The sequence below is a fragment of the Pararhizobium sp. DWP3-4 genome (genome assembly GCF_049898205.1).
GTDB lineage: Bacteria > Pseudomonadota > Alphaproteobacteria > Rhizobiales > Rhizobiaceae > Pararhizobium.
Window position 1 is genome coordinate 123,892 of the sequence record NZ_JAFCXF010000008.1, and the last position, 23,638, is coordinate 147,529.

Sequence of the window (23,638 nt, forward strand, 5' to 3'; positions counted from 1 at the left end):
TATCCTCATTGTCTTTGGTCGGCCGGGCATCGCGATCTCAGGCCTTGGTGGGCTTGATATCGGCGAAGGCCGTCACGGGCCGGAAACGGATCTTTGCATTGACCGGAATCTGCCCGGCGAGATCGAGATGATATTCGGCGACGGTGCCGATCACCGGATAGCCGCCGGTCAGCGGATGGTCGGCAAGGAACAGCACCGGCTGGCCGCTATGCGGCACCTGGATGGCGCCGGTGGCCGTGCCTTCGCTTGGCAGTTCCGCCTTGTCCTTGCGCTCCAGCGGCACGTCGCCGGACAGCCGGATGCCGACACGGTTGGATTGCGGCGTCATCGTCCAGAGCTGTCCGGAAAGCGTTGCGATGCCGGTCTCGGTGAACCAGTCGCTGCGAGGGCCCATGACCACGTCCAGCGTCACGGTCTCGCCGGACGCCGGATGCTCAAAGGCCGGTTCTTCGATGAGAGAAACAGGTGCGAGGCCCTTGGTCCCGGTCGCGACTGTCAGCACGGTGCCGGTTGATACCGGGTCCGGACCGACGATGGCGAGCGTATCGCTGGAAGCGCTGCCAAGCACCGGCTTGACGGCAAAGCCGCCCCGGATCGCCAGATAGCAGCGCATACCCTTCGGCGCATGGCCAAGCGTGACGATATCGCCGGGCTCCAGCGAGATCGGCTGGTAGGTTTCGGCCGTCTGCACGCGCCCAGAAGAGTCGCGAATGAGAATGGGACAGGGGGCGCCGGTAATGGCCAACACCGCGCGGCCGGTGATTTCGAAGGAGAAGCCACCGAGCGTGATTTCGAGACAGGCGAAATCGACGGGGTTGCCAACGACGCGGTTGGCGGCCTTAAACGCGCCGAGGTCGAGAGCGCCGGACGACGAGACGCCCTGACCGGTCTGGCCGAAGCGGCCGAGATCCTGAAACAACGCCGGCATGGGAGCGGCAAGGACCTTGAGCGTCAGGGTATCCGCTGCCGCAGGCGGCACCGGCTTTGCAGGCGTTTTGGCGGCAGCTGCGGAGATGGTCGTCTGGCTTTTCGAAAGATCGGTGAAGCGCACCCGGTAACCCGGCTGAAACAATGCCGGTGGATCGCGCGACAGGTCCCACATCTTTTCCGGCGTCGTGCCGATAATCTGCCAGCCACCAGGACTTGCCTGCGGGTAGACGCCGGAAAAGGCGCCAGCCAAGGCGACGGAGCCGGCCGGTATCTTCGTGCGCGGGCTCTGGCGGCGCGGCACCTGCAGGGCGGGATCGCCACCGACGAGATAGCCGAAACCGGGCGCAAAGCCGCAGAAGGCGACGGTAAATTCGCTCTCGGTGTGGCGGCGGATGACCTCCTCGACCGAGAGGCCGGTGAGGCCTGCGACATCGGCAAGATCTTCGCCGTCATAGTGGACGGCGATTTCCACGCACTTGTCTGATGGCGCGATGCGGGCGGAGAGATCGCGGGTCGCGATTGCGCCGGCAAGCTCGTCAGCCGTCAGTTTTTCCGGCCGGAACCGGATCATCAGAGTGCGGGCGGCCGGCACCATGTCTTCGATGCCGTCGACCGGATCGGCTTCGAGCGAGGCAAACAGCGCCAGCGTCTCGTCGAGATCGGCGAGTTCGACAAGCAGGACTGTCAGGCTGACGGGCAGAAAACGCATCGGAACCTCAGGCGTGGTAAGCGGAATCGGGGATATCGGTGATGAACATATGCCCCGGCGCATGGGTGATGGCAAACGGCACACCGGATGCCATCACGGCTGCTTGCGGAGTAACGCCGCAGGCCCAGAAAACGGGGATTTCGCCGGGCTCGATGCGTACCGGATCGCCAAATTCGGGCTTAGCGAGATCCTTGATGCCGATCTCTTCCGGTGCGCCGATATGCACAGGCGCACCGTGCACGGCCGGAAAGCGACCGGAAATCGTTGCCGCATCGGCAACGCGCGACGCCGGGATCGGCCGCATCGACACGACCATGTTGCCGTGCAGACGCCCGGCCGGGCGGCATGGCCGGTTGGTCAGATACATCGGCACGTTGGACTTGTCGGTGATGTGCCGTATCTCGATGCCGGCTTCCGCCATTGGTGTCTCGAACGTGAAGCTGCAGCCGATCAGAAAGCTGACGAGATCGGGATGCTCGGCCCAGGCGGTGCGCGCGTCGGCGGTTTCTTCGGCCAGCTTGCCATCGCGCCAGATGCGGTAGAGCGGAATATCGGTGCGCAGGTCAGCGCCGGGGGCGAGCAACGTGGCATGCGAGCCGGGATCGGATACGTCGAGGACGGGACAAGCCTTCGGATTGCGCTGCGCATACAGCAGGAAATCAAAGGCCCAGTCGCGTGGCAGAACGATCATGTTGGCCTGGGTGAAGCCGGGGGCGACGCCCGATGTCGGCTCGATGCTGCCAGCACGGTAGCGTTCGCGGGCAATACGAGCCTGTTCGGCATTCACATGGCGGAGATGGTCTATCGCGATCATTGTGTTCCTCCCACAATATCCATCAAGCCGGCAGAAACGACCGGACGGTGATGCCGTCGGCCTCGAAGGCGCGGCGAATTTCCTGTGCGATGGCAACGGCACCCGGGCTATCGCCATGGACGCATATCGATTGCGCATCGATCTTGATGGTCGAGCCGTCGACCGCCTCAAGCGTGCCCTGCCGGGCCAGCTGCAGCATGCGGCGGGCGATCAATTGTGTGTCGTGGAGCACAGCACCCTGTTCGCGGCGCGAAACGAGCTGTCCGTCCGGCGTATAGGCACGGTCGGCGAAGGCTTCGGCGACGGTCTTGAGACCCGACGCCTGCGCAAGCGCAAGGATCGGGGCATTGGCAAGGCCCATCAGCACCAGTGACGGGTCGATCGCCTTGATGGCATCGATCACCGCTTGGCCCTGTTTGGGGTCATGGGCGATGCGGTTGTAGAGGGCGCCATGCGGCTTGACATAGCCGACGGTTGTTCCGGCGGCGGCCGCCATGCCTTTCAGCGCACCGATCTGATAGATGACGTCGGCGATGAGTTCGCCGCTCGTCACGTCCATGTCGCGCCGGCCGAAGCCGACGCGATCGGGATAGGAGACATGCGCTCCGATCGAAACACCTTTCTTGGCGGCCGCCTCGACGGTCTTCCAGATACCGGCGGGATCACCGGCATGGAAGCCGCAGGCAACATTGGCGCTGGAAACGATGGCAAGCATCGTGTCGTCGTCGCCCATGCGCCACGCGCCGTAGCTTTCACCGAGATCGCTGTTCAGATCGATGGCAGTCATGTTTATCTCCTCAGGTGGCTGGCGACAGCAGGGCGAAGATCGGGCCGATCGACTTGTAGCCCATGTACCAGGTGAGCGCGCAAGCCAGAACGCCGAGCACCAGCAGCCAGCGCGGATAGCGGTAACCGGACATGAGGTCGGAACGTGCCCAGGCAGCATAGATGAAGATCGACAGGCCGATCGGCAGGATGAGGCCATTTAGTCCACCAACGAAGATCAGCATCTGCGCCGGTGGCGTGGTGATGATCACGTAGAAGAACAACGAGACGGCGATGAAGATCACTGTCGCGATGTTGCGGGCACGCTCACTGATATCCTTCTTGAAGACTGTGATGAACGACACCGAAGTGTAGGCCGCACCGATGACCGAGGTGATGGCGGCAAACCATAAAACGGCACCGAAGATGCGATAGCCGACATCGCCCGCAGCCGCCTGGAAGGCCTGTGCTGCCGGATTGGCGCCCTTGCCGGAAACATCGATGACAACGCCGCTGGCGACCACGCCGAGAATAGCAAGGAACAGCACATAGCGCATCAGGCCGGTGACGGCGATACCGGTCAACGCGGCACGGTTGACTGCGCCAAGATTCTCGATGCCGACAGTGCCCTTGTCGAGCAAACGATGTGCGCCGGAATAGGTGATGTAGCCACCGACCGTACCGCCGACGATTGTGGTGATCGTGGCAAAATTGATGGTGGAGGGAAGGAAGGTCTGGAACAGCGCATCGCCGACCGGCGGTGCGGAGACAATCGCGACATACAGCGTCAGAAGGATCATCAGGACACCGGCCACGACGATCAGGCGATCGATGGCAACGCCGGCGCGCTTCGAGCTGAAGATGCCGATGGCGATCAGGGCGCTGATTGCGCCGCCCCATTTCGGATCGAGACCGAGCATGGCGTTGAGGCCGAGGCCAGAGCCGCCGATATTGCCGATATTGAAGAACAGGCCGCCGACGATGACGAGAACTGCCAAAAGGTAACCGGTGCCCGGAATGGCCGCATTGGCAATGTCGGACGCGCGCATCTTGGTCAGCGTCACGATCCGCCAGATGTTCAGCTGCACGACGAAATCGATGAGAATGGAGGCAAGAATCGCGAAAGCGAAGGCGGCTCCGAGCTGACTTGTGAATGTGGCCGTCTGGGTAATGAAGCCCGGGCCAATGGCGGATGTGGCCATCAGGAAGATTGCGGCGACAAGTGCGGCCCGCCGCGATTTGGCCGACATGGCGGGCGTTGGCGGTGTGCCGTTGTTGGGTGAAATAGGTGACTGTTCCATGAACCCTCGCTTTTATTTACAGGCGCCGCACATTCCCCGCACGGGCCCAGTCAATTTTATTGACAGCCACAACCTCGCCGCATTTCACAACCCTGTCAATATTGTTCAACGATTATTATTTCATCGTTCCATCATATTGTTGAAATGTTGAGCTTTTCATATTTGAACCAAGAAGCGAATCCGTGTCTCTTGATGCATTTTTCAGTATCTGCTGCTGCGTAGGCGGCCTTGCCGCCACCGAATAAAGCGTAGCCGGATTGCGGAATCCCTCTATGGCTGCCGCATTCAAGCTGCAGATCATACGCCCATTCACGCGATCGATGCAGACCCCATTTCCAAGTGAAGAAAACCACGATATCGGTCAACCACGAGGTGCTTATCACTTCGCATGAAGGACGTGTATGACTGACCAGGACATGACATCCGCACTTGCGCCCCGCCTGGCGGAAGCGATCCGCAACAAGCTGATCGCTGGCGAACTCAAGCCCGGCCATCGTCTGTCGGAAGTAAAGTTGAGCGCCGATCTGCAAGTTTCCCGCAATTCGCTGCGTGAAGCATTCCGGCTTCTGACCAAGGAAGGGCTGCTGCGTCACGAGCCGAACCGTGGCGTTTTCGTCGCCATCCCCAGCATGGCGTCGATCATCGATATCTACCGCGTGCGCCGCGTCATCGAGTGCCGGGCTGTGGCGCAGGCCTATCCGAAGCATCCCGCAGTCGGCCGCATGCGCGCCGCTGTCGAGGAAGCGCGCGCAGCCAGCGTTAAGAGTGATTGGGGCACGGTCGGCAGCGCCAACATGGTCTTCCATGCGGCGATCGTCGATCTCGCCGACAGCGAACGTCTGAACGCTTTCTACCTCCAGATTGCCGCAGAGCTTCGCCTGAGCTTCGGACTTCTTGACAGTCCCGAACTTCTGCATGAGCCCTATATCGAACTGAACGCCGCCATTGTCGAAAAGCTTGATGCGGGCGAAATGCATGAGGCTGCAGCAACGTTGGAAAGCTACCTTCTTCAATCGGAACGCACGGTCCTTGCCGCCTTCTCGCGCATTCCAGACAAGGGGAAAAACTGACTGTCTTACTGCTCCGAAATCGGTCACACTTGATCCAGAACGAGATTGTTTGTCTGCATATTAACGCAGCTTGACGGTTTCGCGCGCACCAGCCCGATCCTTGATGGGGTATCCGGCAGCCTGGTGTACCTTGGTTGCACTGCGGCATCGATCCCGTTTCCGGTGCCACTGGCTATTGCCAGCAGGACCACAGGAGATGATCATGCGCAAAACCGTTTTGAACGCCATCGGGCAAACCTTGTTTTACAGCGACAGTTCGACCGGGTTTTTCTCCGCAACCGGCTCCGGCCCGACATTGCGCGGTACAGCGGGCAATGATTCCATGTGGGGCGATAGCGCCGTCAACGTCACGATGAGCGGCGGCATGGGGGACGATATCTACTACCTCTATTCGGCGATAAACCGCGCATACGAGGCGGCAGGGCAGGGTATCGACACGATCAGCACCTGGATGAGCTATACCTTGCCCGACAATTTCGAGAACCTCACTGTCACCGGCGATCTCCGCTATGCCTTCGGAAATGCCGCCGACAACATCATCAGGGGAGCCTCCGGCCGGCAGACGCTGGACGGCGGCGCCGGCAATGACGTGCTCACCGGCGGTGCCGGCGCGGATACTTTCATTTTCGCCAAGGGCAATGGCAGTGATCTGATCACCGATTTCGATGCCGCCGATATCGTCCGGTTGAATGACTATTCGCTGACATCCTTTGATCAGGTTCTCGCCCATGCGACCCAGGAAGGCGCACATCTCAGGCTTGATCTTGGCGATGGCGAAAGCTTGGTGTTTGCCGATACGAGTAAAGCCGATCTGAATGCCGGCCAGTTCGAATTGAGCCTCGATCGCGCCGCTCTGACCCAGACATTTGGCGATAATTTCGACACGCTGCAGCTTGTGAACGGCACGGAGGGGGTCTGGGAAGCAAAATACTGGTGGGCGCCCGAGAAGGGGGCCACGTTAACGGGCAACGGCGAGCTTCAATGGTACGTCAACCCACGCCATGCGCCAACATCCGCCAGCAATCCGTTTTACGTCAGCGACGGCGTCTTGACGATCACAGCCGAGAAAACCCCGGACGCGATCAGCGCCGAGGTCGAGGGGTACGATTACACGTCCGGCATGCTGACGACGCATGCATCCTTTTCACAGACTTATGGCTATTTCGAAATCCGCGCCGACATGCCGGAAGATAGAGGAACGTGGCCCGCGTTCTGGCTGCTTCCGGAAGATGGCTCCTGGCCACCGGAACTGGATGTCGTGGAAATGCGCGGCCAGGATCCCAACACCGTGCATGTGACCGTCCACTCAAACGAAACCGGCCAGCAAACGTCGGTTGCCACCGCCGTCAGCGTCGTCGATACGCAAGGTTTTCACACCTACGGCGTCCTGTGGCAGCAGGATGAGATCGTCTGGTATATCGATGATGTCGCCGTCGCGCGTGCTGATACGCCGTCCGACATGCACAAACCGATGTACATGCTGGTCAACCTCGCCGTCGGCGGCATGGCCGGGGCGCCCACGGACGGGCTTCCTGATGGTTCGGAAATGAAGATCGACTATATCCGCGCTTATACGCTGGACGATCTCGCCTGATATCAGCGTCGCCAGCGCCTCTGACCTCTGTCACTCTTCGGCCTCGGTGCCTTGAAGCATTCTTCGAATTCGCGTCTCAGGCTGCTCACCTGTGAGCGCGTTCACGGCGCTTGGCGACGCTGGTCTTGGGGCTATAGCGGGGCTAAAGCCGATGGTACCATCAAGACATTGTCGGAGAAGTGGTTCGGGTTCGACGTCACGCCGCTTTAAGGCGCAGACGGCCCATTCCGGAGCCGGGCAAATCGATATCGGTTCGGCGGGCGGCGATGCTCGCTGAACGTGTTTCGACTACTCGGTCATCAAGCCGTCAAAAACCTCGAGCATCGCGTCCGCGATGGCCTTGCCAAGTGCGGCGCCATTATCCTGGAGGGCGTCTTCGTTCATGTCGCGGGCCGCCAGGGCAAGAGCTGCGCCCTCGTTCATGACGATTTCCTGCGCGCGCTGGATTGCCCAGAGAGCGAAATCGCTGCGCCCATTGATTTCTACGGTATCCATATCGATTTCCATTGTTGTCGTATCGGGAGCCCGGTGTTTCATCCAGGGCCGGCCTTTCCATAGCAGGGGAAAGACGCGTTGGAAAACACGCTTGTAATCTTCGATGCCTGCTCCAGATTGTTCTGACTGAAATTGGTGGAAATGGTCATGACGGATGAAGCCAAAGCGATGTTGCTTCGCATAACCGGGCGTGTCCAGGGTGTCGGTTTCCGGTTTTGGATGCGCGGGCAAGCGCAAAGGCTTGATCTGTCTGGCTGGGTTCGCAACGAAGCCGATGGGTCGGTGACAGCCTTGATCTGCGGACCTGCTGCAACGGTAAGCACCATGCTGGAGCGCTGTTGGATCGGCCCTTTTGGCGCTTCCGTTGCGAATGTCGAGACGAAATCAGCGCGCATTGAGGAGGTGCCGTCGGGATTCACCATCACGAAATAACCAAGCGCATATCCATGAGGAAACCTTCACATACCATTGGTTCGATTGAACTTTTTAAGATATGAACGACGTTGGCTAAAACATTCGAACCGGACCATCTAGCGGATGCAGCAATATTCGCTTGTCGATGCCGCACTGCAGCAATAAAAGGAATTCGTATTTTGCGGTCAGGCATAAAACGGGGAACGATAAAGCAGACGTTCGATTCATGAACAACAGGAGACTTCCATGTCTATTGCAGTCAATAACTTCGACAATCTTGGCCTCGACGCCGTTTCCGCCGGGACCGTTGCGTCCAGGGTCAAGGCCTATCGTGAATCTGCCGGTTACAGCATCGAAGACCTCGCAGTGACTTGCGGATTGGCAAATTCCGAGATCTCGGCCATTGAAGATGGCAGCGATGCCGATCCGGCCAAGTTGAGAAGGATTGCCGCAGCACTGCAGATTTCCGTATCGGCCTTGCTGGGAACCGAAATCTAAGCCGATTGCCGCTCCCCGTCGGTTTCCGGCGGGCCTGCGGCGAGGCGAGCTTGCGACGCCGATCCGAAAAGGCGCCATTCATCGACCGCCCGCACAGACGGGCTCCAACCGAAACCGAAAATTCCCTTATCGGGCAGAAATTACTTTCATCGATCGGCTGCCTTCAACCGAGCGTCGGGTGGCTGCAGCGCTCGGCCATGGCTCGGCCATCCGCGCCGCTGCAATTTAACCGCGGTGTGGGGCGACCTGATTGTCTTTTCCGTGAAGGCGCTCAAGGGTTCGGCGGGGCTCTGGTCTCATCTCGTCTCCACCATATTGCCAACCGCCTTGGTCGATACTGCCATTCTGCTGGGTGGCGTCGGTCTGATCACTGCCGTTCTCGGCACGTCCACGGCCTGGCTGGTCACGGCCTATGCCTTTCCCGGCCGACGCGTGCTCGAATGGGCACTGTTGCTACCGCTCGCGGTGCCCACTTACATCATCGCCTACGCCTATCTCGACATCCTGCACCCGATCGGCTCGGTGCAGGGGGCGATCCGCTGGCTGCTTGGCTATTCCAGTCCAAGGGAATTCCGTCTGCCGGATGTACGTTCGATGACGGGGTGCATCCTGCTTTTGGGATTCGTCCTCTACCCTTATGTCTATATTCCAACGCGGGCGATGTTCCTGACGCAGTCGGCCAACCTGATTGATGCGTCGCGCACGCTCGGTATCTCGCGCCGCGCCGTCTTTTGGCATGTCGCGCTGCCGCTGGCCCGCCCGGCAGTCGCCGTCGGTGTCAGCCTCGCGCTGATGGAAACCCTCAACGATATCGGTGCCTCCGAATTTCTTGGTGTGCGGACGCTGACCGTCTCCATCTACACCACATGGATCACCCGTACCGATCTGCCGGGGGCTTCGCAGATCGCGCTGTCGTTGCTGATGGTCGTGGTGGCACTGGTGGCTTTCGAGAAATGGGCGCGGGGCAAGCAGCGCTACTCGACCGGCGCGCAACGCAGCCGCCCCTTCGAACCGCGCCGGGTATCGACTGCAAAAGGTCTGGTGCTGTTTACCGCCGGGCTCCTGCCGATCCTGATCGGCTTTGGTGCCCCCGCAAGCTACCTCGTCAACGAAGCATGGAAGCGGATTGAATTCGCCGGACTTTCGCCGCGCTTCCTCAGCGAAGCCTTCAACACCATCGTTCTTGCGTCCGCCGCAACGATCATCACGGTCCTGTTCGGCCTGCTCGTCGCCTATGCCAGCCGGCTGCGGCCGGGAGCGGCGACCGCGTGGCTGCAGCGGCTTTCGACGCTCGGTTATGCAGCGCCTGGCACGGTCGTTGCGATCGGCGTGCTGATCGTGCTCGCCACAGTCGACGGTTTCATCGATCGTACGGCCACCGCCTGGTTCGGCGTCTCGACTGGCCTCCTGTTCATCGGTTCGGGCGCCGCCTTGCTCTATGCCTATACCGTTCGGTTCCTCGCCATCTCGGCTGGCGGCATCGATGCGGGATTGTCGCGTATCCCGATGTCATTCGACCACGCCTCGCGTGTCCTTGGTCAATCGGCGGCTGGTACGTTCCGTCATGTCCATCTGCCGTTGTCGAAGGCGGCGATCACGGCGTCGGGTCTCTTGGTCTTCGTGGATTGCGTCAAGGAACTGCCCGCCACGCTGCTGCTGCGGCCGCTCAACGTCGAGACATTTGCAACGCATCTCTATGGCGAAGCCGCGAGGGGCACCTATGAGGAAGCATCCATCGCAGCTCTGGCTATCGTCGTCATCGGGATACTGCCTGTGATCCTGCTTTCGCGGATGGGGCAGCCTGCGGACAGCTGAAAAAGACAAGTTCAAACCGCATGAGCGCGCTGGTGTGCCTCGAGAACAGCAGTTGCGATGGCGATATCCTGAATTGCGATGCCGGTAAGATCAGCGATGGTGATATCGCCGGGGTGAAGCCGCCGCAAGCGCACTGTCGAGATCGACCAAAGCCTCTATCTCAGTGTGACAGGATGATCATTCGTCCGCCGATCGGTCCTGGCTGAGATATTTGTAGACGGTCGCGCGGCCCATGCCGAGGATGCGCGAGATGTAGGCGGCGGAGTTCTTGCCGCCGAAAGCGCCGTCGGCCGAGAGATCCTTGACCACCTGCTGCTTCTGCTCGCGGGTCAGGTCGGCGATGATCAGCCCGCGCGAACCCGTCCAGTTCTGGATGTACTCGTTGATACGCTCGTGCCAGTCTTCCTTGAACAGGCTTGCCGGCTTGGCATGATCGACGGGGATCGAGGCGAAGGCGCTCAACGTCTGCATCACGGCATGAAAATGCGAGACGTCGGCATTGATGCACATCACGGCCATCGGCCGCTCGCTGCTATCGCGCAGGATGATGCTGATCGACTTGATGCGGCGGCCATCCCAGTTGACCTTATCATAAGGGCCGAGAAGCCGCTCGGCCGGACGGAAGTCGATCTCGTGCAACAACGAGGGCTCGCCGATCTCGCGCTTGGAAAAATTCCCGGCGATGTGCGCCGCCGTCTCCGTGTCGAGATCGTGCAGCACCACCTCGACAAATGGCTGGAACAGCTGTGCGACACCATCGCAAACGGCAGCATAGGAGGCGAGTTCAGGCTTCATAGGGTGGTTCTCAACCCCTCATGAAATCTGCAAGGCGCTCCAACCCGGCTTCCAGATGAGGCTTCTGTGCGCCGATACCGATGCGGATATAGCCGTCAAGGCCGTAGACATCGCCGGGCACCAGCATGACGCTCTTTTGCTCCCGCACCCGATCGACCAGAACGGAGGAGTTGATGTCACGGTTATAACGAACGAAAGCCATGCCGCCGGCGCGTGGCGGCAGGTAGGAAAATAAATTGTTGTGCGCCTCGATCCAGGCTGTCAGCAACGCCCGATTTTCCCGTAGCAGATGGCGGCTGCGTGCCAGAATTTCGGCCCGTTTGGCTGGCTGCAGGACGATATTGGCGATGTGCTCGCTCAATGCCCCGGTAGTGATCGAGGTATAGTCCTTGCGCTGCCAGGTGCCGTAGATTTCCTTGGCCGGACCAACCAACCAGCCGAGCCGGAGGCCCGGAAGCGCCATCGCCTTGGAAAGCCCCGCGGTTACCACTGCCTTTTCGTATAGGTCGGCAAAGCTGATGGACTCTTCGGTATCCAGTTCGGAACCCTTGTAGATTTCGTCGGCATGCAGATACACGCCGTGCTCGCGGGCGATATCGACAAGCGCATCCATCGTTTCGCGCGGCAACAGGCTGCCGGTCGGGTTGTTCGGATTACACAGGCTGATCATCTTGGTCTTCGGGGTAACGGCGGCGCGCACCTCGTCGAGATCGGGCAACCATCCCAGCTCCTCGCGCAAAACGATCTCTTTGACGGTGACGCCGAGCGCCTTTGCCCAGCCGCGGATCTGCAGATAGTTCGGCACGAACATCACCATCTCGTCGCCGGGCTCCAAAAGAGTCATGACCAGAATGAAGTTTGCTTCCGCCGAGCCATTGGTGACCATGACGTTTTCGCGGTCACGGTCCTTGTAGAGCCGGGCGACGGTATCGCGCAGCTCTACGCCGCCATTGGTCCAGCCGTAGCCGAGCTCGACCTCGTGCAGGCCTAGCAGTTGGTCCGGCGTCAACAGTTCCTTCAACGAATAGGGATGGACGCCGCTGTCGGAGAGATTGAGCTCCACCAGATTTTCATAAAGCGACTGAATCCGTTCGAGCGTGAATTCCTCGATCTGCATGACTGGCTTCTCCGTGATAGCGATGCAGCTTGTCTATCACGGAGACTATGGACAATAAAGTCCAGAATGGAAAGTTGGTCTATATTGATTCTTTAACCGGTTTGATTGCCCGGATCGCATAGCGATGCTGTGTCGCGCGGGCCAACCCTTTCAGGATATTCCAGTGCTTGGCCTGCGTGCGGTGGATGTCGCCAAGATCGGTATCGATGACAATGTTTTCGAACCCTGCGGCAGCCAATAGACCGGCGACGGCTTCGGCGCGGGCGCCTTGCGAGAAATAGACCCGCGAAAGAATGCTGCGGTGGGTCTCCATCATGCCGGGCGGGGTATGAAGCGGATCGCCCTTCAAGAGCCCGTAGCGCTGGCCCCAGCCGGCAAGCTTCATCAGCGCGCGTTCGAACAGGGTCGTGTTGACGAAATCTCCGTCGATCACCAGCAGCGTGCCGCCGGGTTTCAGCACCCGCAACCATTCGGCAAAGGCGTTCGCCGGATCGACCAGCGTCCAGACCAGATGCCGGTTGATGACCACGTCATAGTGATCGTCCGGCTCCATGGTGTTTTCGGCATCCCCGATGCGGAAGGTGATGTCCCGGGCGCGGGTTTTCGCCTTGTCGCGGGCGCGCTCCAGCATCGGTTCGGCCCAGTCGAGACCGGTGACCTGGAAACCGAGATCGTCCATCAGATGCGAGACGACGCCGGTGCCACTGGCCAGATCCAGCGCCAAGCGCCCATAACCCGTGCCGAGATGCTTGCCGATCAGCCGATGCCAGGCAACACGTTCCTCGTCGGAGAAGATCTCGTGTCCCGGCGATTGATCGAAGGTTGCCGCGCGCACCGACCAATAGGCCTTGATCTCGTCGCGCAGGTCATAGTTCGAGAGACGGGGCGTGTCAGTCATGGATGGCTGCCTTGCATTGAAGTGTTGGCGAACGGTTTCTGGAAAGCTTCTAAAAGATAAAACTTGACTGTCAATATCATGATATCTACGAAACTTGCAGTTCCCCGATGGAGTTGAAAACGATGGGTATGTTCGGCAAGGCGGCCTTGGTCGCCGTGGGTCTCTGCGCGCTTTTTTCCAGTACAGCGCTGGCCGGTGAAAAGGTCGTCATCAAGGATATAACCGGACGTGACGTCGAGGTCAGTGTCCCGGTCGAAAATGTCATTCTCGGGGAGGGCCGGCAGATCTATTTCGTCGCCGCACTGGACCGGGATGCACCCTTCAAGCGTATCGTCGGCTGGCGGGACGACCTGTCAAAGGCCGATCCGGAAACCTATGCCACCTATCTCGCCAAATACCCGGAGATGGCAAAGCTGCCGACATTCGGCGGCATGAAGGATGGCACGTTCGATATCGAACAGGCCATTTCGCTGAAGCCCGACGTCGTCATCATGAACCTCGATGCGAAGACCTCGACCGAAGAAGCCGGCTATATCGAAAAGCTCGGCAAGGTCGGTATCCCGCTCGTCTATATCGATTTCCGCGAAAAGCCGATGGAAAATACCGAAGCCAGCATGCGGATCATGGGCAAGCTGCTTGGTCAGGAAACCAAGGCCGAGGACTTCATCAAGTTCCGCGCCGACGAGATCGCCAAGGTGACCGACGTGCTGGCCAAGACCGATATGGTTCGACCGGTCGTCTTCGTCGAGCGGGCCGGCGGCTATTCCGACGATTGCTGCATGTCGTTCGGCAACGAGAATTTCGGCAGGATGGTCGAAATCGCCGGGGGCACGAATATGGCCAAGGACATCATTCCAGGCACGTTCGGTACGGTCAATCCGGAACAGATCATCGCCTCCAATCCGGATCAAATCATCATCACCGGAGGCAATTGGCAGGGCTTTGTTCCTGGCGGCAACTGGGTCGGCGTTGGTTATGGTGCCGATCTGACCGAAGCGCACCGCAAGCTCGAGAACCTGACCAAGCGCCCGGCATTCACCGGCGTCAAGGCGGTCGAGGACGGCAATGTCCACGCCATCTGGCACCAGTTCTACAACAACCCGTATCAGTTCGTGGCGATCCAGCAGATTGCCAAATGGCTGCATCCGGAACTGTTCAAGGATCTCGATCCGGAAGCGACGTTCAAGGAACTGCATGCGCGCTTCCTGCCGCTGGACTACAAGCCCGGCTATTTCGTCTCCCTGAAGGGTGAATAACCGATGGCCATTGCCGCCGAACAGAGCGAAACGACAACAGGGCGCGTCCAGTATCGCGCCCTGGCTTTTCGCCGGATCGTGCTGATCTGCGGCATGGTCGCGGCCCTGCTCCTCAGCGTCTCCATCGACATGGCGCTGGGGCCGGCCAATTACACCTTGAAAGAGGTGCTGACCTCCCTGTTCTATGCCGGTTCGGTCAGCGATCAGCTGCGCGTCGTCATCTGGGATATCCGCATGCCGATCGCGATAATGGCCGTGACCGTCGGCGCATCGCTCTCGGTCGCCGGGGCGCAGATGCAGACCATTCTCGCCAATCCGCTGGCAAGCCCCTTCACGCTGGGGATTTCAGCCGCCGCCGGATTTGGCGCAGCGCTTGGCCTTGTCGGCGGCGTGGCGCTTTTTCCGGCCGCCGTGCAGTTCATGATCCCGATCAATGCCTTCCTGATGGCGATGGCGGCGGCTTTGTTCATCCATTTCGCCTCGACCATGCGCGGCGTCACGGTCGAAACCATCGTGCTGCTCGGCATCGCATTGGTCTTCACCTTTAACGCGCTGCTGTCGCTCCTCGAATATTTGGCCTCCGAACAGGCATTGGCGGCGGTGGTCTTCTGGACGATGGGCAGCCTCACCAAGGCGACGTGGCCGAAGGTCTGGATCACCGGTGCGGTGCTTGTGTTTGCCCTTCCGCTGTTTGCACGGCAGGCCTGGGCGCTGACGGCGTTGCGGCTCGGTGAAGACAAGGCGGCAAGCCTTGGCATCAATGTGCGCGGGCTGCGGCTGCAGACGATGATGACCGTCAGCCTGCTTGCGGCCATCCCGGTCTCCTTTGTCGGCACCATCGGTTTCGTCGGCCTGGTCGGCCCACATATCGCCCGCATGCTGGTGGGCGAGGATCAGCGGTTCTTCCTGCCCGCGTCCGTGCTGTGCGGCGCACTGCTTTTGTCGGCCACATCCGTCGTGTCGAAAACGCTCATTCCCGGCGCCATCCTGCCGATCGGGGTCATTACCGCGCTGGTCGGGGTGCCGTTCTTCTTCATCCTGATCTTCACCAATCGGAGGCGGGCATGGTAGGTCTGGCACTCAAGGGCGTCGGCGCCAAATACGGCAAGCACGTCGTGCTCTCGGACGTCGATACCGATGTCCTCAACGGCGGCGTGATGACTGCCGTCATCGGTCCGAATGCGGCGGGTAAATCCACCTTGTTCAAGCGCATCGCCGGGCTCGCTTCGGGGCCGGGAACGGTCGTTCTGTCCGATACGCTGAAGGGGCCGGAAACCATCTGTTACATGCCGCAGGACACGGGCGCCAATGCCGTTCTGACGGTCTACGAATCCGTGCTGCTCGCCAGCAAGCAAGGGTCGAGCTGGAAGGTGCGCGACAGCGAGCTTCTGGAAATCGACCGTATCCTGCAGGCCCTGCGGATCGACGACCTTGCCTTTCGCGGCCTCGGCGAGCTGTCCGGCGGCCAGCGGCAATTGGTGTCGATTGCCCAGGCACTGATCCGCAAACCCGAAATCCTTTTGATGGACGAGCCCACCTCGGCGCTCGATCTGTTTCGCCAGATCGAAGTTCTGGGCTTCATGCGGTCGCTGGCGGCAAAGTCCGGCATGTCGGTGCTGATTGCTTTGCACGATCTCAATCACGCGCTGCGCTATTGCGAAAACACCATCGTCATCGCCAAGGGCGCGATGATCGCGAGTGGCCCGACCGGCGATGTCATTACGGATTCGATGCTGCGTGACATTTACAGGGTCGAGGCGCGGGTCGAGATGTGTTCGCATGGCAAGCCCGTCGTCATCGTCGATCACTCCATCCTTTGAGGCCGGGTTGCTCTGCTTTGGGGGGCGATTGCGAATCCCGAAATCGGATGTTATGAGAGATCCCTATCGAAAGGAGGGCTGCGCAATGAACACATTTTTCCGGCACCATCGCCAGCGTGGCCCCGTCAACGCCCTGCAAATGCGTTTGCAGGGCTGACCAAAGTCCGTTTCTCTTAAAAAACCGTCTTCTGGTCTGCCCTTCGTGGCACTGCGCTGATCCTATTGGTTCGAGCTGCTGTATTTTCTATCCGCCGCGCGCATCGCATCGATGATGGCTTGAGAGCCCTCGATGGATGTTTGCGCGGCAAGACCAGAGACCGATCATGACCCTTATCAACATCCGCAATCTCGGCATCGTGCTGGGCAGTCCGCTGTTCTCCAAACTCAACCTCGTCGTCAATGCCGGCGATCGCATCGGCCTCGTCGCTGCCAATGGCCGCGGAAAGTCGACGCTGTTTCGCTGCCTTGCCGGCGCCCTTGAGGCGAACGAAGGCGAGATCACCAAGGCACGCGGCCTGACCATCGGCTATGTCGAACAGAACGTTCCCACCCGATTGTTCGATCTGCCCTTTTATGCTGCCGTGCTGGATGCGCTGTCCGCCGACCAGCAGGAAAGCGAAAGCTGGCGTGTCGATGTGGTGCTGGAGGAGCTCGATGTGCCGGAGGCCTTGCGGCAGCGGCCGTTGAAGCAGCTGAGCGGTGGCTGGCAGCGGATTGCCATGCTTGCCCACGTCTGGGTGACCGAGCCGGATGTACTGATGCTCGACGAGCCGACCAACCATCTCGATCTCGGCAAGATCGCCGTGCTTGAGGCGTGGCTGAATGCGCTGCCGCGCGATGTGCCCGTCATCATCGCCAGCCATGACCGTGCCTTCCTCGACACGGTGACCAACCGCACGCTCTTTCTGCGCGCCGAGCAATCGCAGATCTTTCCGTTGCCCTACACACGGGCGCGGGGTGCACTGGATGAGGCCGACGCCGCTGACGAGCGCCGCTATCAGCGCGATATCAAGGTCGCCGATCAATTGCGCAAGCAGGCGGCCAAGCTCAACAATATCGGCATCAATTCCGGCAGCGATCTCTTGGTCGTCAAGACCAAGCAGCTGAAGCAGCGGGCGGACAAGCTCGAAGATGCCGCCAAGCCCGCACATCTGGAGCGCTCGGCCGGAGCCATCAGGCTCGCCAATCGCGGCACCCATGCCAAGGTGTTGATCACCCTGGAGGATGCCACGGTTCAGACGCCGGATGGCACCCTGTTGTTCAAGATCGGCAAGCAGTTCGTCTGCCAGGGTGACCGGATCGTACTTCTCGGGGCCAACGGCGCCGGAAAAACCCGCCTTGTCTCGATGCTGCGCAGGGCGATCGAACAGCCGGAGGTGGCGCAGGACGGCATCAAGGCGACGCCTTCGCTGGTTCTCGGCTATGGCGATCAGGCGCTCGCCGATCTTCGCAATGAAGACACCCCGATGGGGACGATTATTCGCCGGTTCGATATCGGCGACCAGCGGGCGCGGGCACTGCTGGCAGGCGCCGGAATGTCCATCGAGCTGCAGGCGCGGCCGGTTGGCCAGCTGTCGGGTGGTCAGAAGGCACGGCTCGGCATGCTGATCCTGCGGCTGACCAACCCCAACTTCTACGTGCTCGACGAGCCGACCAACCATCTGGATATCGACGGCCAGGAGGCGCTGGAGGGCGAACTGATGGCGCATCAGGCGAGTTGCCTGTTCGTTTCGCACGACCGCAGTTTTGTCCGCTCGGTCGGCAATCGCTTCTGGTTGATCGAGAAGAAGAAGCTGGTCGAGGTCGATAGTCCGGAAGGCTTCTTTGCCGAAGCCGCCAAACAGAACTAGGTGATCTTGGCGGCCGGGAAACCGGCCGTCCCAGCCCTTGCCGCCAGGCCCGTTGCCGTTTGGCCGTTGCGCTTTGTGCGTGATTTTCCTATAGCCGGGACACGGGATGACGCGCGCGCCGGTGTCCCGATCCCGTCTCGGCGTGTCCGGTTTCGCAATGTCCCATTCCCCAAAGCCCAAACCGGACGGCCGTTTTCGAATGTTCGTTCCCATTCTGGCCGGCGCCACCTTGCGCGAGCGGCTGATTGCCTGTGTCGGCGCGCTGATCGGTATCGGCCTGACTGGCCTGATCAGCAGTTATCTGCTCGGGCAGGGACCACACCTGCCTCTGATCGTGGCACCGATGGGCGCGTCAGCCGTACTGTTGTTTGCGGTACCGGCCAGCCCGCTGGCGCAGCCGTGGTCGATCATCGGCGGCAATACGATTTCGGCGCTGGTGGGCATCATCACCGCCTCTCTGGTCCACGATCCGGTCATTGCCTCCGGCGTCGGCGTCTCGCTCGCCATCGCGGCAATGTCGCTAACGCGTTGCCTTCATCCGCCTGGCGGGGCGGCGGCTCTGACTGCCGTGCTCGGCGGGCCGGTAGTTGCCAGTTGGGGGCTGTTGTTTCCGTTCGTGCCGGTCGGCCTCAATTCCTGCATTCTGGTCGCGCTCGGCTTGCTGTTTCACAAGCTTGCCCGGCGCAACTATCCGCATGCCGCGACCATAACGGCGGTCAATATCCACGAGACGGCAGACCTGCCCGCATCGCTGCGCGTCGGTTTTCGCGAGGAAGATCTCGACGCCGCGCTGGCCGCGTTTGACGAAACCTTCGACATCGACCGGGGCGATCTCAGCCGTTTGCTGCAACAGGTCGAGCTTCAGGCAACCATCCGCGCGCATGGCGATATCCGCTGCGCCGACATCATGTCCCGCGACGTCATCTCGATCGATGCCGATGCCGACCCTGCCGATGCGCGCGCGCTTGTCTTAAAGCATAATATCCGGACGCTGCCGGTCATGGACGGGAACGGCCATCTGGCCGGGACGATCGGTTTGCGGGAGTTGTCGAAGCATGCCGATCGTGTCGGCGACATCCTGTCGAAGGCCGCCACCGCTTCAGCCACCGATCCGGCGTTCTCGCTATTGCCGGTCCTGACCGACGGGCACGCCCATGCGGTCATCGTCATCGACAGCGAGCATCGGATACTCGGCTTGATATCCCAGACCGATCTTTTGAGCGCGGCGGCACGCGCTTTGCCAGCTGGTCGCGCCGAACGGTAAGGCGCTGCTCGGGTCTCAATGGGGCGGCGCCCGTTGGCGCACGCCCCCATGAGGGTTTTTTCAGAGGCCAGCGATTTTCATCAGGTCTTCCCGTGCGCCGGGAGCCGTCGCCAGGACCGGCGACCCCTTGGTCAGCTGTTCTCCTTCGACAGGGAAGGGGTGATACCAGCCGCCCGCTTCCTTGACGAGGCAATAACCGGCAAGGCAATCCCAGGCATGCATGTAGGGCTCGTAGTAACCCACCAGACGGCCGGCGGCGACATAGGCGAGCATCAGCGCTCCGGAGCCATTGCGGATGAAATTGCCACCCGCTGCCAAAAGGTCCTCGACCATTTTGCCGACGAAGGCCGGCGTCACGTAATTGTTGGCACCGATGCCGGTGACGGCGTTGCGGATAGTGCGGGAGGGATCGAGGGTCAGCACCCGGCCGTTGAGCGTCGCGCCCTTGCCGCTCGCGCCGGCATAGAGTTCGTCGTGGCAGGGGGCGCAGATGACGCCGATCACCGGTTCGTTGTCGTGCAGCACGGCGATCGAGACGCACCAGTTCGGCATGCCGTTGACGAAAGGGCTGGTACCGTCGATCGGATCGACCACCCAAGTATAGCCGGAATCACCGGGGGCAAGACCATATTCCTCGCCCAGGAAGCCGTCGCCCGGGTTAACCTCAGCGACGCGGGCGCGAATGAGGTTCTCGACCTCGCGGTCGGCAATGGAAACAACGTCCTGCAGGTCGCGCTTGGTTTCGATCACCAGCGTCTCGCGTCTGTTGTAATAGTCGAGTGCAACGCTGCCTGCTTCCTTGGCGATAGCCTGTGCCAAGGCGAAGCGCGCGTCGAGCCCGGAGATCTGCAATGTCATGAAATAGTCCTTCTGTAATATTGTATGGCTCAGCCGTTGATGATGGCGATACCGCGTCCCTTGAAGCCGATAGCGACTTCGGTCGCCGGTGCCAAGGCCCGTTCGACGGCCGGATCGACGACGAAAAGTCTGCCTGTGCTTGTCTCTACCTCGTATTCGACATGGTCGCCAAGATAGGCCGCATGGGTAATCTGGCCGGGAAAGGCAGCACCCGATGCCGGCTCAAGCGTGATCGAGTTTGGCCGCACCGCAAGCTTTGCCGGTCCGGGTTTGGCATTGCGGCTGGGTACGCGATGTTCGAGCCCGCCGATGCGGATGGTGGCGTCGGCGCCATCGACGCTGATGACATCGCAGGCGACCACATTGGCCTCGCCCATGAAGTCGGCAATGAAGGCCGAAGCTGGCGCTTCATAGAGATCGCGAGGCGAGCCTTCCTGCGCGATCACACCGTCCTTCATGATGACGATGCGGTCGGAGACGGCCAGTGCTTCGTCCTGATCATGGGTGACGTAGACGGCGGTAAAGCCGAGGCGCTGCTGCAGGTCACGGATTTCGGTTCGTACCTGGCGGCGCAGCCGGGCGTCGAGATTGGACAGCGGCTCGTCGAGCAACAGCACCTGCGGTTCCAGAACGAGTGCGCGGGCAACAGCGACGCGCTGCTGCTGGCCGCCGGAAAGCTCGGCGGGAAGCCGTCCGCCCATGCCGGCGAGACCGACCAGTTTCAGACCTTCCTCCGCCCTTTCACGGGCTTCCTTCTTCTTGAGCCCGGACGATTCCAGGCCATAGGCGACATTGTCGAGCGAGCTCATATGCGGAAACAGCGCATAGGACTGGAACACCATCGAAACGTCGCGCTCGTTGGCCGGCAGCATGGTCACATCCTTGCCGCCGATCAGGATCTTGCCGGAGCTTGGATGTTCAAGGCCGGCCAGCATGCGCAGTGTCGTGGTCTTGCCGCAGCCGGAAGGCCCGAGCAACGTGACCAGCTGGCCGGGCTCAATGGTCAGCGACAGGTCGTGAATGGCGGTGAAGGCACCGAACTGTTTCTTGATATTCTGGAAGACGACCGAGCCGGAGCGAGAGGTGATCATACGGTTTTCTCCTGACCGAGGGAAAGGGAAGGGGCTGAGGTGACGCCGGCAACGCGGTTTTCGCGCCGCAGCCGGCGTTCTCCGACGAGAAGCTGGAAGCTGGCGATAACGACAATCATCACCACGATCAGCATCGAGGAATAGGCGATCGCCACGCCATATTCGCCGTTTTCGACGAGGCCGACGATATAGGAGGTCGCCATGTTGTATTCGGCGCTGACGAGGAAGATGACGGCGCTGATCGAGGTGATGGCCCGCACGAAGGAATAGACCAAGGCTGCGGTGATCGCCGGGCGTAGCAGCGGAAGGATAACCTTGCGGATCGTCCTGAAGCTGTTGGCGCGCAGGGTCAGCGATGCCTCGTCGAGGCTCTTGTCGAGCTGGCTCATCGCCGCCACGCCGCCGCGCACGCCGACCGGCATGTTGCGGAAGACGAAGCAGGCAATCAGGATCAGTGCCGTACCGGTCATTTCCAGCGGCGGCAGGTTGAAGGCCATGATGTAGCTGATGCCGATGACCGTGCCGGGAATGGCAAAGCTCATCATCAGGGCGAATTCGAACACATTCCTGCCGGCGAATTTCTGCCGGACGATCAGATAGGCCGTCAGCAACCCGACGGCAGCCGTCAGCGGCGCCGAGATCAGCGCGATCTCGATCGTCGTCCAGAAGGAATTCCAGGCAACGCCGGTCCAGGCCAGCGCGCCATCGCGCATTTCGACGGAGAATGCGCGGGCGTAGTGATCAAGCGTCAGCGAATTGTCCAGTCCCCAGGTCTTCACGAAGCCGCCGACCAGGATCATGCCATAGATGACGATCGTGAAGATCATCCACGGGATAACCATGGCATGCACGGCGATCGAGATAGAGCGGGGCAGCGCGATATGCGAGCCGCTGTCGCCCTTGCCGGTCACGGTGGCAAAATTCTTGCCCGACAGCCAGTAACGCTGGGCAAGGAATGCCGTCAGCGTGAAACAGAGCAGTATGATGGCGAGTACGGCGGCGCGTGACGGATCGTTCTGCGAACCAACCACGGCAAAGAAGATTTCAGTCGAAAGCACGCCATGGCTACCGCCGAGCACCAGCGGATTGCCGAAGTCGGCCATGCTTTCAATAAAGCCAATCAGGAAGGCGTTGGCGATGCCCGGTTTCATCAATGGCAGCGACACGCGCCAGAAGGTGCGCCAGCGGTCAGCGCGCAATGTCTGGGACGCTTCTTCCATGGATGGGCTGACGCCTTCGACGACGCCGATGAGCACGAGGAAGGAAATCGGCGTGAACGACAGGACCTGGGCGATCCAGATGCCGGTAAGGCCATAGAGCCAGCGGCCGGGCTCGATGCCGAACAGGTTGGACAGGCTTTCTGTGATCACCCCGGCGCGGCCGAACAGCAAAGTGAGGGCAAGGCCGATGACGAAGGGTGGGGTAATGATCGGCAGCACCGTCAAAAGCCGCAGGCCCTTCTTGAACGGGAAGCGCGTGCGGGTGGCGACCAGCGCAAAGGCAAGACCCATGATGGTGGAGCCGCTGGCTGTCATCAAGGCCAGCCAGAGTGTGCGCCAGGCAACGCCGCAGCGCTCGCCACCAACAACGCAGCCAAGGCTCCAGATCGAATTGTCCTGAATGTTGCGGGTAAAACCGTCCGGATTGAACGAGCCGTCGAAATCCTGGAAGGCGCCGACCAGCATGCTGCCGACCGGATAGAATACGAAGATCGCTACGAGGAAAACCAGGATAGCGATCGAGGAGACGACAAAGGCATCGCCCTTCATGACGCCGCGCTCGGCAAGGCCGAAAGAGAAGATCAGAACGAAGGCGAATGCTGAAAGCACTGCACCGGCACCCATGGCCGGCTGGCCGTCGGCCAATGCGCCAAACAGCGTTTCGCTGATCGTCCAGGACCAGCCGGAAAAGCCGATCGCAAGACCCTGAAGTGTCAGAAACAGCACGCCGGCGGCGCCTGCCGCGGCCAGCAATGTTCCGCGCGGCATCGGATCGCGAATGAAGCGCGCGGCGACTGCAGCCACCATGATCAGGCCGGCAAAGGCCAGCCACCAGCGGCCGTAGCTGAGGATTTGCAGAATGCCCGGAGCGACGGAGGTCTCGGTCGGAAAGCCGGAAAACCAGCCGAATCCGAGAAATCCGCCTTCGATCCGGTACCACGGGACAAGGAGGAAGGCAGCAATGCCTATTCCGAGGACAATGTCCAGCCTACGGTTGCGATGGTCCATAACGATCCCCGCGCCTTTTCATGATGCAAAATATGGAGTTAGGAGTGGCCGGAGAC

22 protein-coding genes are annotated in these 23,638 nt (G+C 60.7%); 10 read left to right on the top strand and 12 right to left on the bottom strand.

Annotated elements, in window-relative coordinates; genetic code table 11:
- Positions 1–37 precede the first annotated feature (37 nt).
- From ACP7E6_RS20730 to ACP7E6_RS20750, 5 genes are all read right to left on the bottom strand, one after another.
- Complete coding sequence (locus ACP7E6_RS20730; protein WP_426231604.1) at positions 38–1,639, bottom strand: 5-oxoprolinase/urea amidolyase family protein; 1,602 nt, start codon at positions 1,637–1,639, stop codon at positions 38–40.
- A gap of 7 nt (positions 1,640–1,646) precedes the next feature.
- Positions 1,647–2,453: a putative hydro-lyase gene (locus ACP7E6_RS20735; RefSeq protein WP_426231605.1), complete on the bottom strand. Its 807-nt coding sequence runs from the start codon at positions 2,451–2,453 to the stop codon at positions 1,647–1,649.
- 22 nt (positions 2,454–2,475) lie between these two features.
- The gene (locus tag ACP7E6_RS20740) at positions 2,476–3,240 is read right to left on the bottom strand and encodes a LamB/YcsF family protein (protein WP_426231606.1); all 765 of its coding nucleotides are present in this window, start codon (positions 3,238–3,240) and stop codon (positions 2,476–2,478) included.
- Positions 3,241–3,250: 10 nt separating this feature from the next.
- Positions 3,251–4,519, bottom strand: coding sequence for an NRAMP family divalent metal transporter (locus ACP7E6_RS20745; protein WP_426231607.1), 1,269 nt, complete (start codon positions 4,517–4,519; stop codon positions 3,251–3,253).
- A gap of 131 nt (positions 4,520–4,650) precedes the next feature.
- The gene (locus ACP7E6_RS20750) at positions 4,651–4,884 is read right to left on the bottom strand and encodes a hypothetical protein (RefSeq protein WP_426231608.1); all 234 of its coding nucleotides are present in this window, start codon (positions 4,882–4,884) and stop codon (positions 4,651–4,653) included.
- 36 nt (positions 4,885–4,920) lie between these two features.
- Between ACP7E6_RS20750 and ACP7E6_RS20755 the strand changes: the two genes are divergently transcribed.
- On the top strand, positions 4,921–5,589 hold the full coding sequence (locus ACP7E6_RS20755; RefSeq protein WP_426231609.1) for a GntR family transcriptional regulator: 669 nt from the start codon (positions 4,921–4,923) through the stop codon (positions 5,587–5,589).
- Positions 5,590–5,791: 202 nt separating this feature from the next.
- Positions 5,792–7,183 carry a family 16 glycosylhydrolase gene (locus tag ACP7E6_RS20760; RefSeq protein ID WP_426231610.1) on the top strand — a complete coding sequence of 464 codons (1,392 nt, stop codon included), beginning with the start codon at positions 5,792–5,794 and terminating at the stop codon, positions 7,181–7,183.
- 288 nt (positions 7,184–7,471) lie between these two features.
- On the opposite strand, the gene ACP7E6_RS20765 is transcribed toward ACP7E6_RS20760, so the two are convergent.
- Positions 7,472–7,678: a hypothetical protein gene (locus ACP7E6_RS20765; protein ID WP_426231612.1), complete on the bottom strand. Its 207-nt coding sequence runs from the start codon at positions 7,676–7,678 to the stop codon at positions 7,472–7,474.
- Between the two features lie 147 nt (positions 7,679–7,825).
- Between ACP7E6_RS20765 and ACP7E6_RS20770 the strand changes: the two genes are divergently transcribed.
- The 3 genes from ACP7E6_RS20770 (at position 7,826) to ACP7E6_RS20780 (ending at position 10,405) form a co-directional block, all read left to right on the top strand.
- Positions 7,826–8,110, top strand: coding sequence for an acylphosphatase (locus ACP7E6_RS20770; RefSeq protein ID WP_426231613.1), 285 nt, complete (start codon positions 7,826–7,828; stop codon positions 8,108–8,110).
- A gap of 228 nt (positions 8,111–8,338) precedes the next feature.
- Positions 8,339–8,590: a helix-turn-helix domain-containing protein gene (locus tag ACP7E6_RS20775; RefSeq protein WP_426231614.1), complete on the top strand. Its 252-nt coding sequence runs from the start codon at positions 8,339–8,341 to the stop codon at positions 8,588–8,590.
- Between the two features lie 234 nt (positions 8,591–8,824).
- Positions 8,825–10,405: an ABC transporter permease gene (locus ACP7E6_RS20780; RefSeq protein ID WP_426231615.1), complete on the top strand. Its 1,581-nt coding sequence runs from the start codon at positions 8,825–8,827 to the stop codon at positions 10,403–10,405.
- Positions 10,406–10,582: 177 nt separating this feature from the next.
- On the opposite strand, the gene ACP7E6_RS20785 is transcribed toward ACP7E6_RS20780, so the two are convergent.
- From ACP7E6_RS20785 to ACP7E6_RS20795, 3 genes are all read right to left on the bottom strand, one after another.
- On the bottom strand, positions 10,583–11,200 hold the full coding sequence (locus ACP7E6_RS20785) for a helix-turn-helix transcriptional regulator (RefSeq protein WP_426231616.1): 618 nt from the start codon (positions 11,198–11,200) through the stop codon (positions 10,583–10,585).
- A 10-nt stretch (positions 11,201–11,210) separates the two neighbouring features.
- Positions 11,211–12,317, bottom strand: coding sequence for an aminotransferase class I/II-fold pyridoxal phosphate-dependent enzyme (locus ACP7E6_RS20790; protein ID WP_426231617.1), 1,107 nt, complete (start codon positions 12,315–12,317; stop codon positions 11,211–11,213).
- 79 nt (positions 12,318–12,396) lie between these two features.
- Positions 12,397–13,215, bottom strand: a complete 819-nt coding sequence (locus ACP7E6_RS20795; RefSeq protein ID WP_426231618.1) for a class I SAM-dependent methyltransferase — start codon at positions 13,213–13,215, stop codon at positions 12,397–12,399.
- 122 nt (positions 13,216–13,337) lie between these two features.
- On the opposite strand from ACP7E6_RS20795, the gene ACP7E6_RS20800 reads away from it, so the two are divergent.
- From ACP7E6_RS20800 to ACP7E6_RS20820, 5 genes are all read left to right on the top strand, one after another.
- Complete coding sequence (locus ACP7E6_RS20800; RefSeq protein WP_426231619.1) at positions 13,338–14,471, top strand: ABC transporter substrate-binding protein; 1,134 nt, start codon at positions 13,338–13,340, stop codon at positions 14,469–14,471.
- A 3-nt stretch (positions 14,472–14,474) separates the two neighbouring features.
- On the top strand, positions 14,475–15,542 hold the full coding sequence (locus tag ACP7E6_RS20805) for a FecCD family ABC transporter permease (protein WP_426231620.1): 1,068 nt from the start codon (positions 14,475–14,477) through the stop codon (positions 15,540–15,542).
- Positions 15,536–16,291 carry an ABC transporter ATP-binding protein gene (locus tag ACP7E6_RS20810; protein WP_426231621.1) on the top strand — a complete coding sequence of 252 codons (756 nt, stop codon included), beginning with the start codon at positions 15,536–15,538 and terminating at the stop codon, positions 16,289–16,291. Before ACP7E6_RS20805 ends, ACP7E6_RS20810 begins: the two co-directional genes overlap by 7 nt.
- A gap of 323 nt (positions 16,292–16,614) precedes the next feature.
- Positions 16,615–18,141 carry an ABC-F family ATP-binding cassette domain-containing protein gene (locus ACP7E6_RS20815; protein WP_426231622.1) on the top strand — a complete coding sequence of 509 codons (1,527 nt, stop codon included), beginning with the start codon at positions 16,615–16,617 and terminating at the stop codon, positions 18,139–18,141.
- A gap of 157 nt (positions 18,142–18,298) precedes the next feature.
- Complete coding sequence (locus ACP7E6_RS20820; protein WP_426231623.1) at positions 18,299–19,405, top strand: HPP family protein; 1,107 nt, start codon at positions 18,299–18,301, stop codon at positions 19,403–19,405.
- 60 nt (positions 19,406–19,465) lie between these two features.
- Here the strand turns inward: ACP7E6_RS20820 and ACP7E6_RS20825 are convergent, their stop codons facing one another.
- From ACP7E6_RS20825 to ACP7E6_RS20835, 3 genes are read right to left on the bottom strand one after another with little or no spacing between them, the layout of a single operon-like run.
- Complete coding sequence (locus ACP7E6_RS20825) at positions 19,466–20,263, bottom strand: inositol monophosphatase family protein (protein ID WP_426231624.1); 798 nt, start codon at positions 20,261–20,263, stop codon at positions 19,466–19,468.
- A gap of 29 nt (positions 20,264–20,292) precedes the next feature.
- Entirely contained in the window at positions 20,293–21,354 is a 1,062-nt protein-coding gene (locus ACP7E6_RS20830) for an ABC transporter ATP-binding protein (RefSeq protein ID WP_426231625.1), read from the bottom strand.
- Entirely contained in the window at positions 21,351–23,582 is a 2,232-nt protein-coding gene (locus ACP7E6_RS20835) for an ABC transporter permease (RefSeq protein WP_426231627.1), read from the bottom strand. The genes ACP7E6_RS20830 and ACP7E6_RS20835 overlap by 4 nt, the downstream gene beginning before the upstream one ends.
- Positions 23,583–23,638 lie beyond the last annotated feature (56 nt).

Bases quoted from the DNA above. Each gene is read 5' to 3' on its own strand.
- ACP7E6_RS20730 (WP_426231604.1), bottom strand. From the start codon at position 1,639: ATGCGTTTTCTGCCCGTCAGCCTGACAGTCCTGCTTGTCGAACTCGCC.
- ACP7E6_RS20735 (WP_426231605.1), bottom strand. From the start codon at position 2,453: ATGATCGCGATAGACCATCTCCGCCATGTGAATGCCGAACAGGCTCGT.
- ACP7E6_RS20740 (WP_426231606.1), bottom strand. From the start codon at position 3,240: ATGACTGCCATCGATCTGAACAGCGATCTCGGTGAAAGCTACGGCGCG.
- ACP7E6_RS20745 (WP_426231607.1), bottom strand. From the start codon at position 4,519: ATGGAACAGTCACCTATTTCACCCAACAACGGCACACCGCCAACGCCC.
- ACP7E6_RS20755 (WP_426231609.1), top strand. From the start codon at position 4,921: ATGACTGACCAGGACATGACATCCGCACTTGCGCCCCGCCTGGCGGAA.
- ACP7E6_RS20760 (WP_426231610.1), top strand. From the start codon at position 5,792: ATGCGCAAAACCGTTTTGAACGCCATCGGGCAAACCTTGTTTTACAGC.
- ACP7E6_RS20765 (WP_426231612.1), bottom strand. From the start codon at position 7,678: ATGGATACCGTAGAAATCAATGGGCGCAGCGATTTCGCTCTCTGGGCA.
- ACP7E6_RS20770 (WP_426231613.1), top strand. From the start codon at position 7,826: ATGACGGATGAAGCCAAAGCGATGTTGCTTCGCATAACCGGGCGTGTC.
- ACP7E6_RS20775 (WP_426231614.1), top strand. From the start codon at position 8,339: ATGTCTATTGCAGTCAATAACTTCGACAATCTTGGCCTCGACGCCGTT.
- ACP7E6_RS20785 (WP_426231616.1), bottom strand. From the start codon at position 11,200: ATGAAGCCTGAACTCGCCTCCTATGCTGCCGTTTGCGATGGTGTCGCA.
- ACP7E6_RS20790 (WP_426231617.1), bottom strand. From the start codon at position 12,317: ATGCAGATCGAGGAATTCACGCTCGAACGGATTCAGTCGCTTTATGAA.
- ACP7E6_RS20795 (WP_426231618.1), bottom strand. From the start codon at position 13,215: ATGACTGACACGCCCCGTCTCTCGAACTATGACCTGCGCGACGAGATC.
- ACP7E6_RS20800 (WP_426231619.1), top strand. From the start codon at position 13,338: ATGGGTATGTTCGGCAAGGCGGCCTTGGTCGCCGTGGGTCTCTGCGCG.
- ACP7E6_RS20805 (WP_426231620.1), top strand. From the start codon at position 14,475: ATGGCCATTGCCGCCGAACAGAGCGAAACGACAACAGGGCGCGTCCAG.
- ACP7E6_RS20810 (WP_426231621.1), top strand. From the start codon at position 15,536: ATGGTAGGTCTGGCACTCAAGGGCGTCGGCGCCAAATACGGCAAGCAC.
- ACP7E6_RS20815 (WP_426231622.1), top strand. From the start codon at position 16,615: ATGACCCTTATCAACATCCGCAATCTCGGCATCGTGCTGGGCAGTCCG.
- ACP7E6_RS20820 (WP_426231623.1), top strand. From the start codon at position 18,299: ATGTCCCATTCCCCAAAGCCCAAACCGGACGGCCGTTTTCGAATGTTC.
- ACP7E6_RS20825 (WP_426231624.1), bottom strand. From the start codon at position 20,263: ATGACATTGCAGATCTCCGGGCTCGACGCGCGCTTCGCCTTGGCACAG.
- ACP7E6_RS20830 (WP_426231625.1), bottom strand. From the start codon at position 21,354: ATGATCACCTCTCGCTCCGGCTCGGTCGTCTTCCAGAATATCAAGAAA.
- ACP7E6_RS20835 (WP_426231627.1), bottom strand. From the start codon at position 23,582: ATGGACCATCGCAACCGTAGGCTGGACATTGTCCTCGGAATAGGCATT.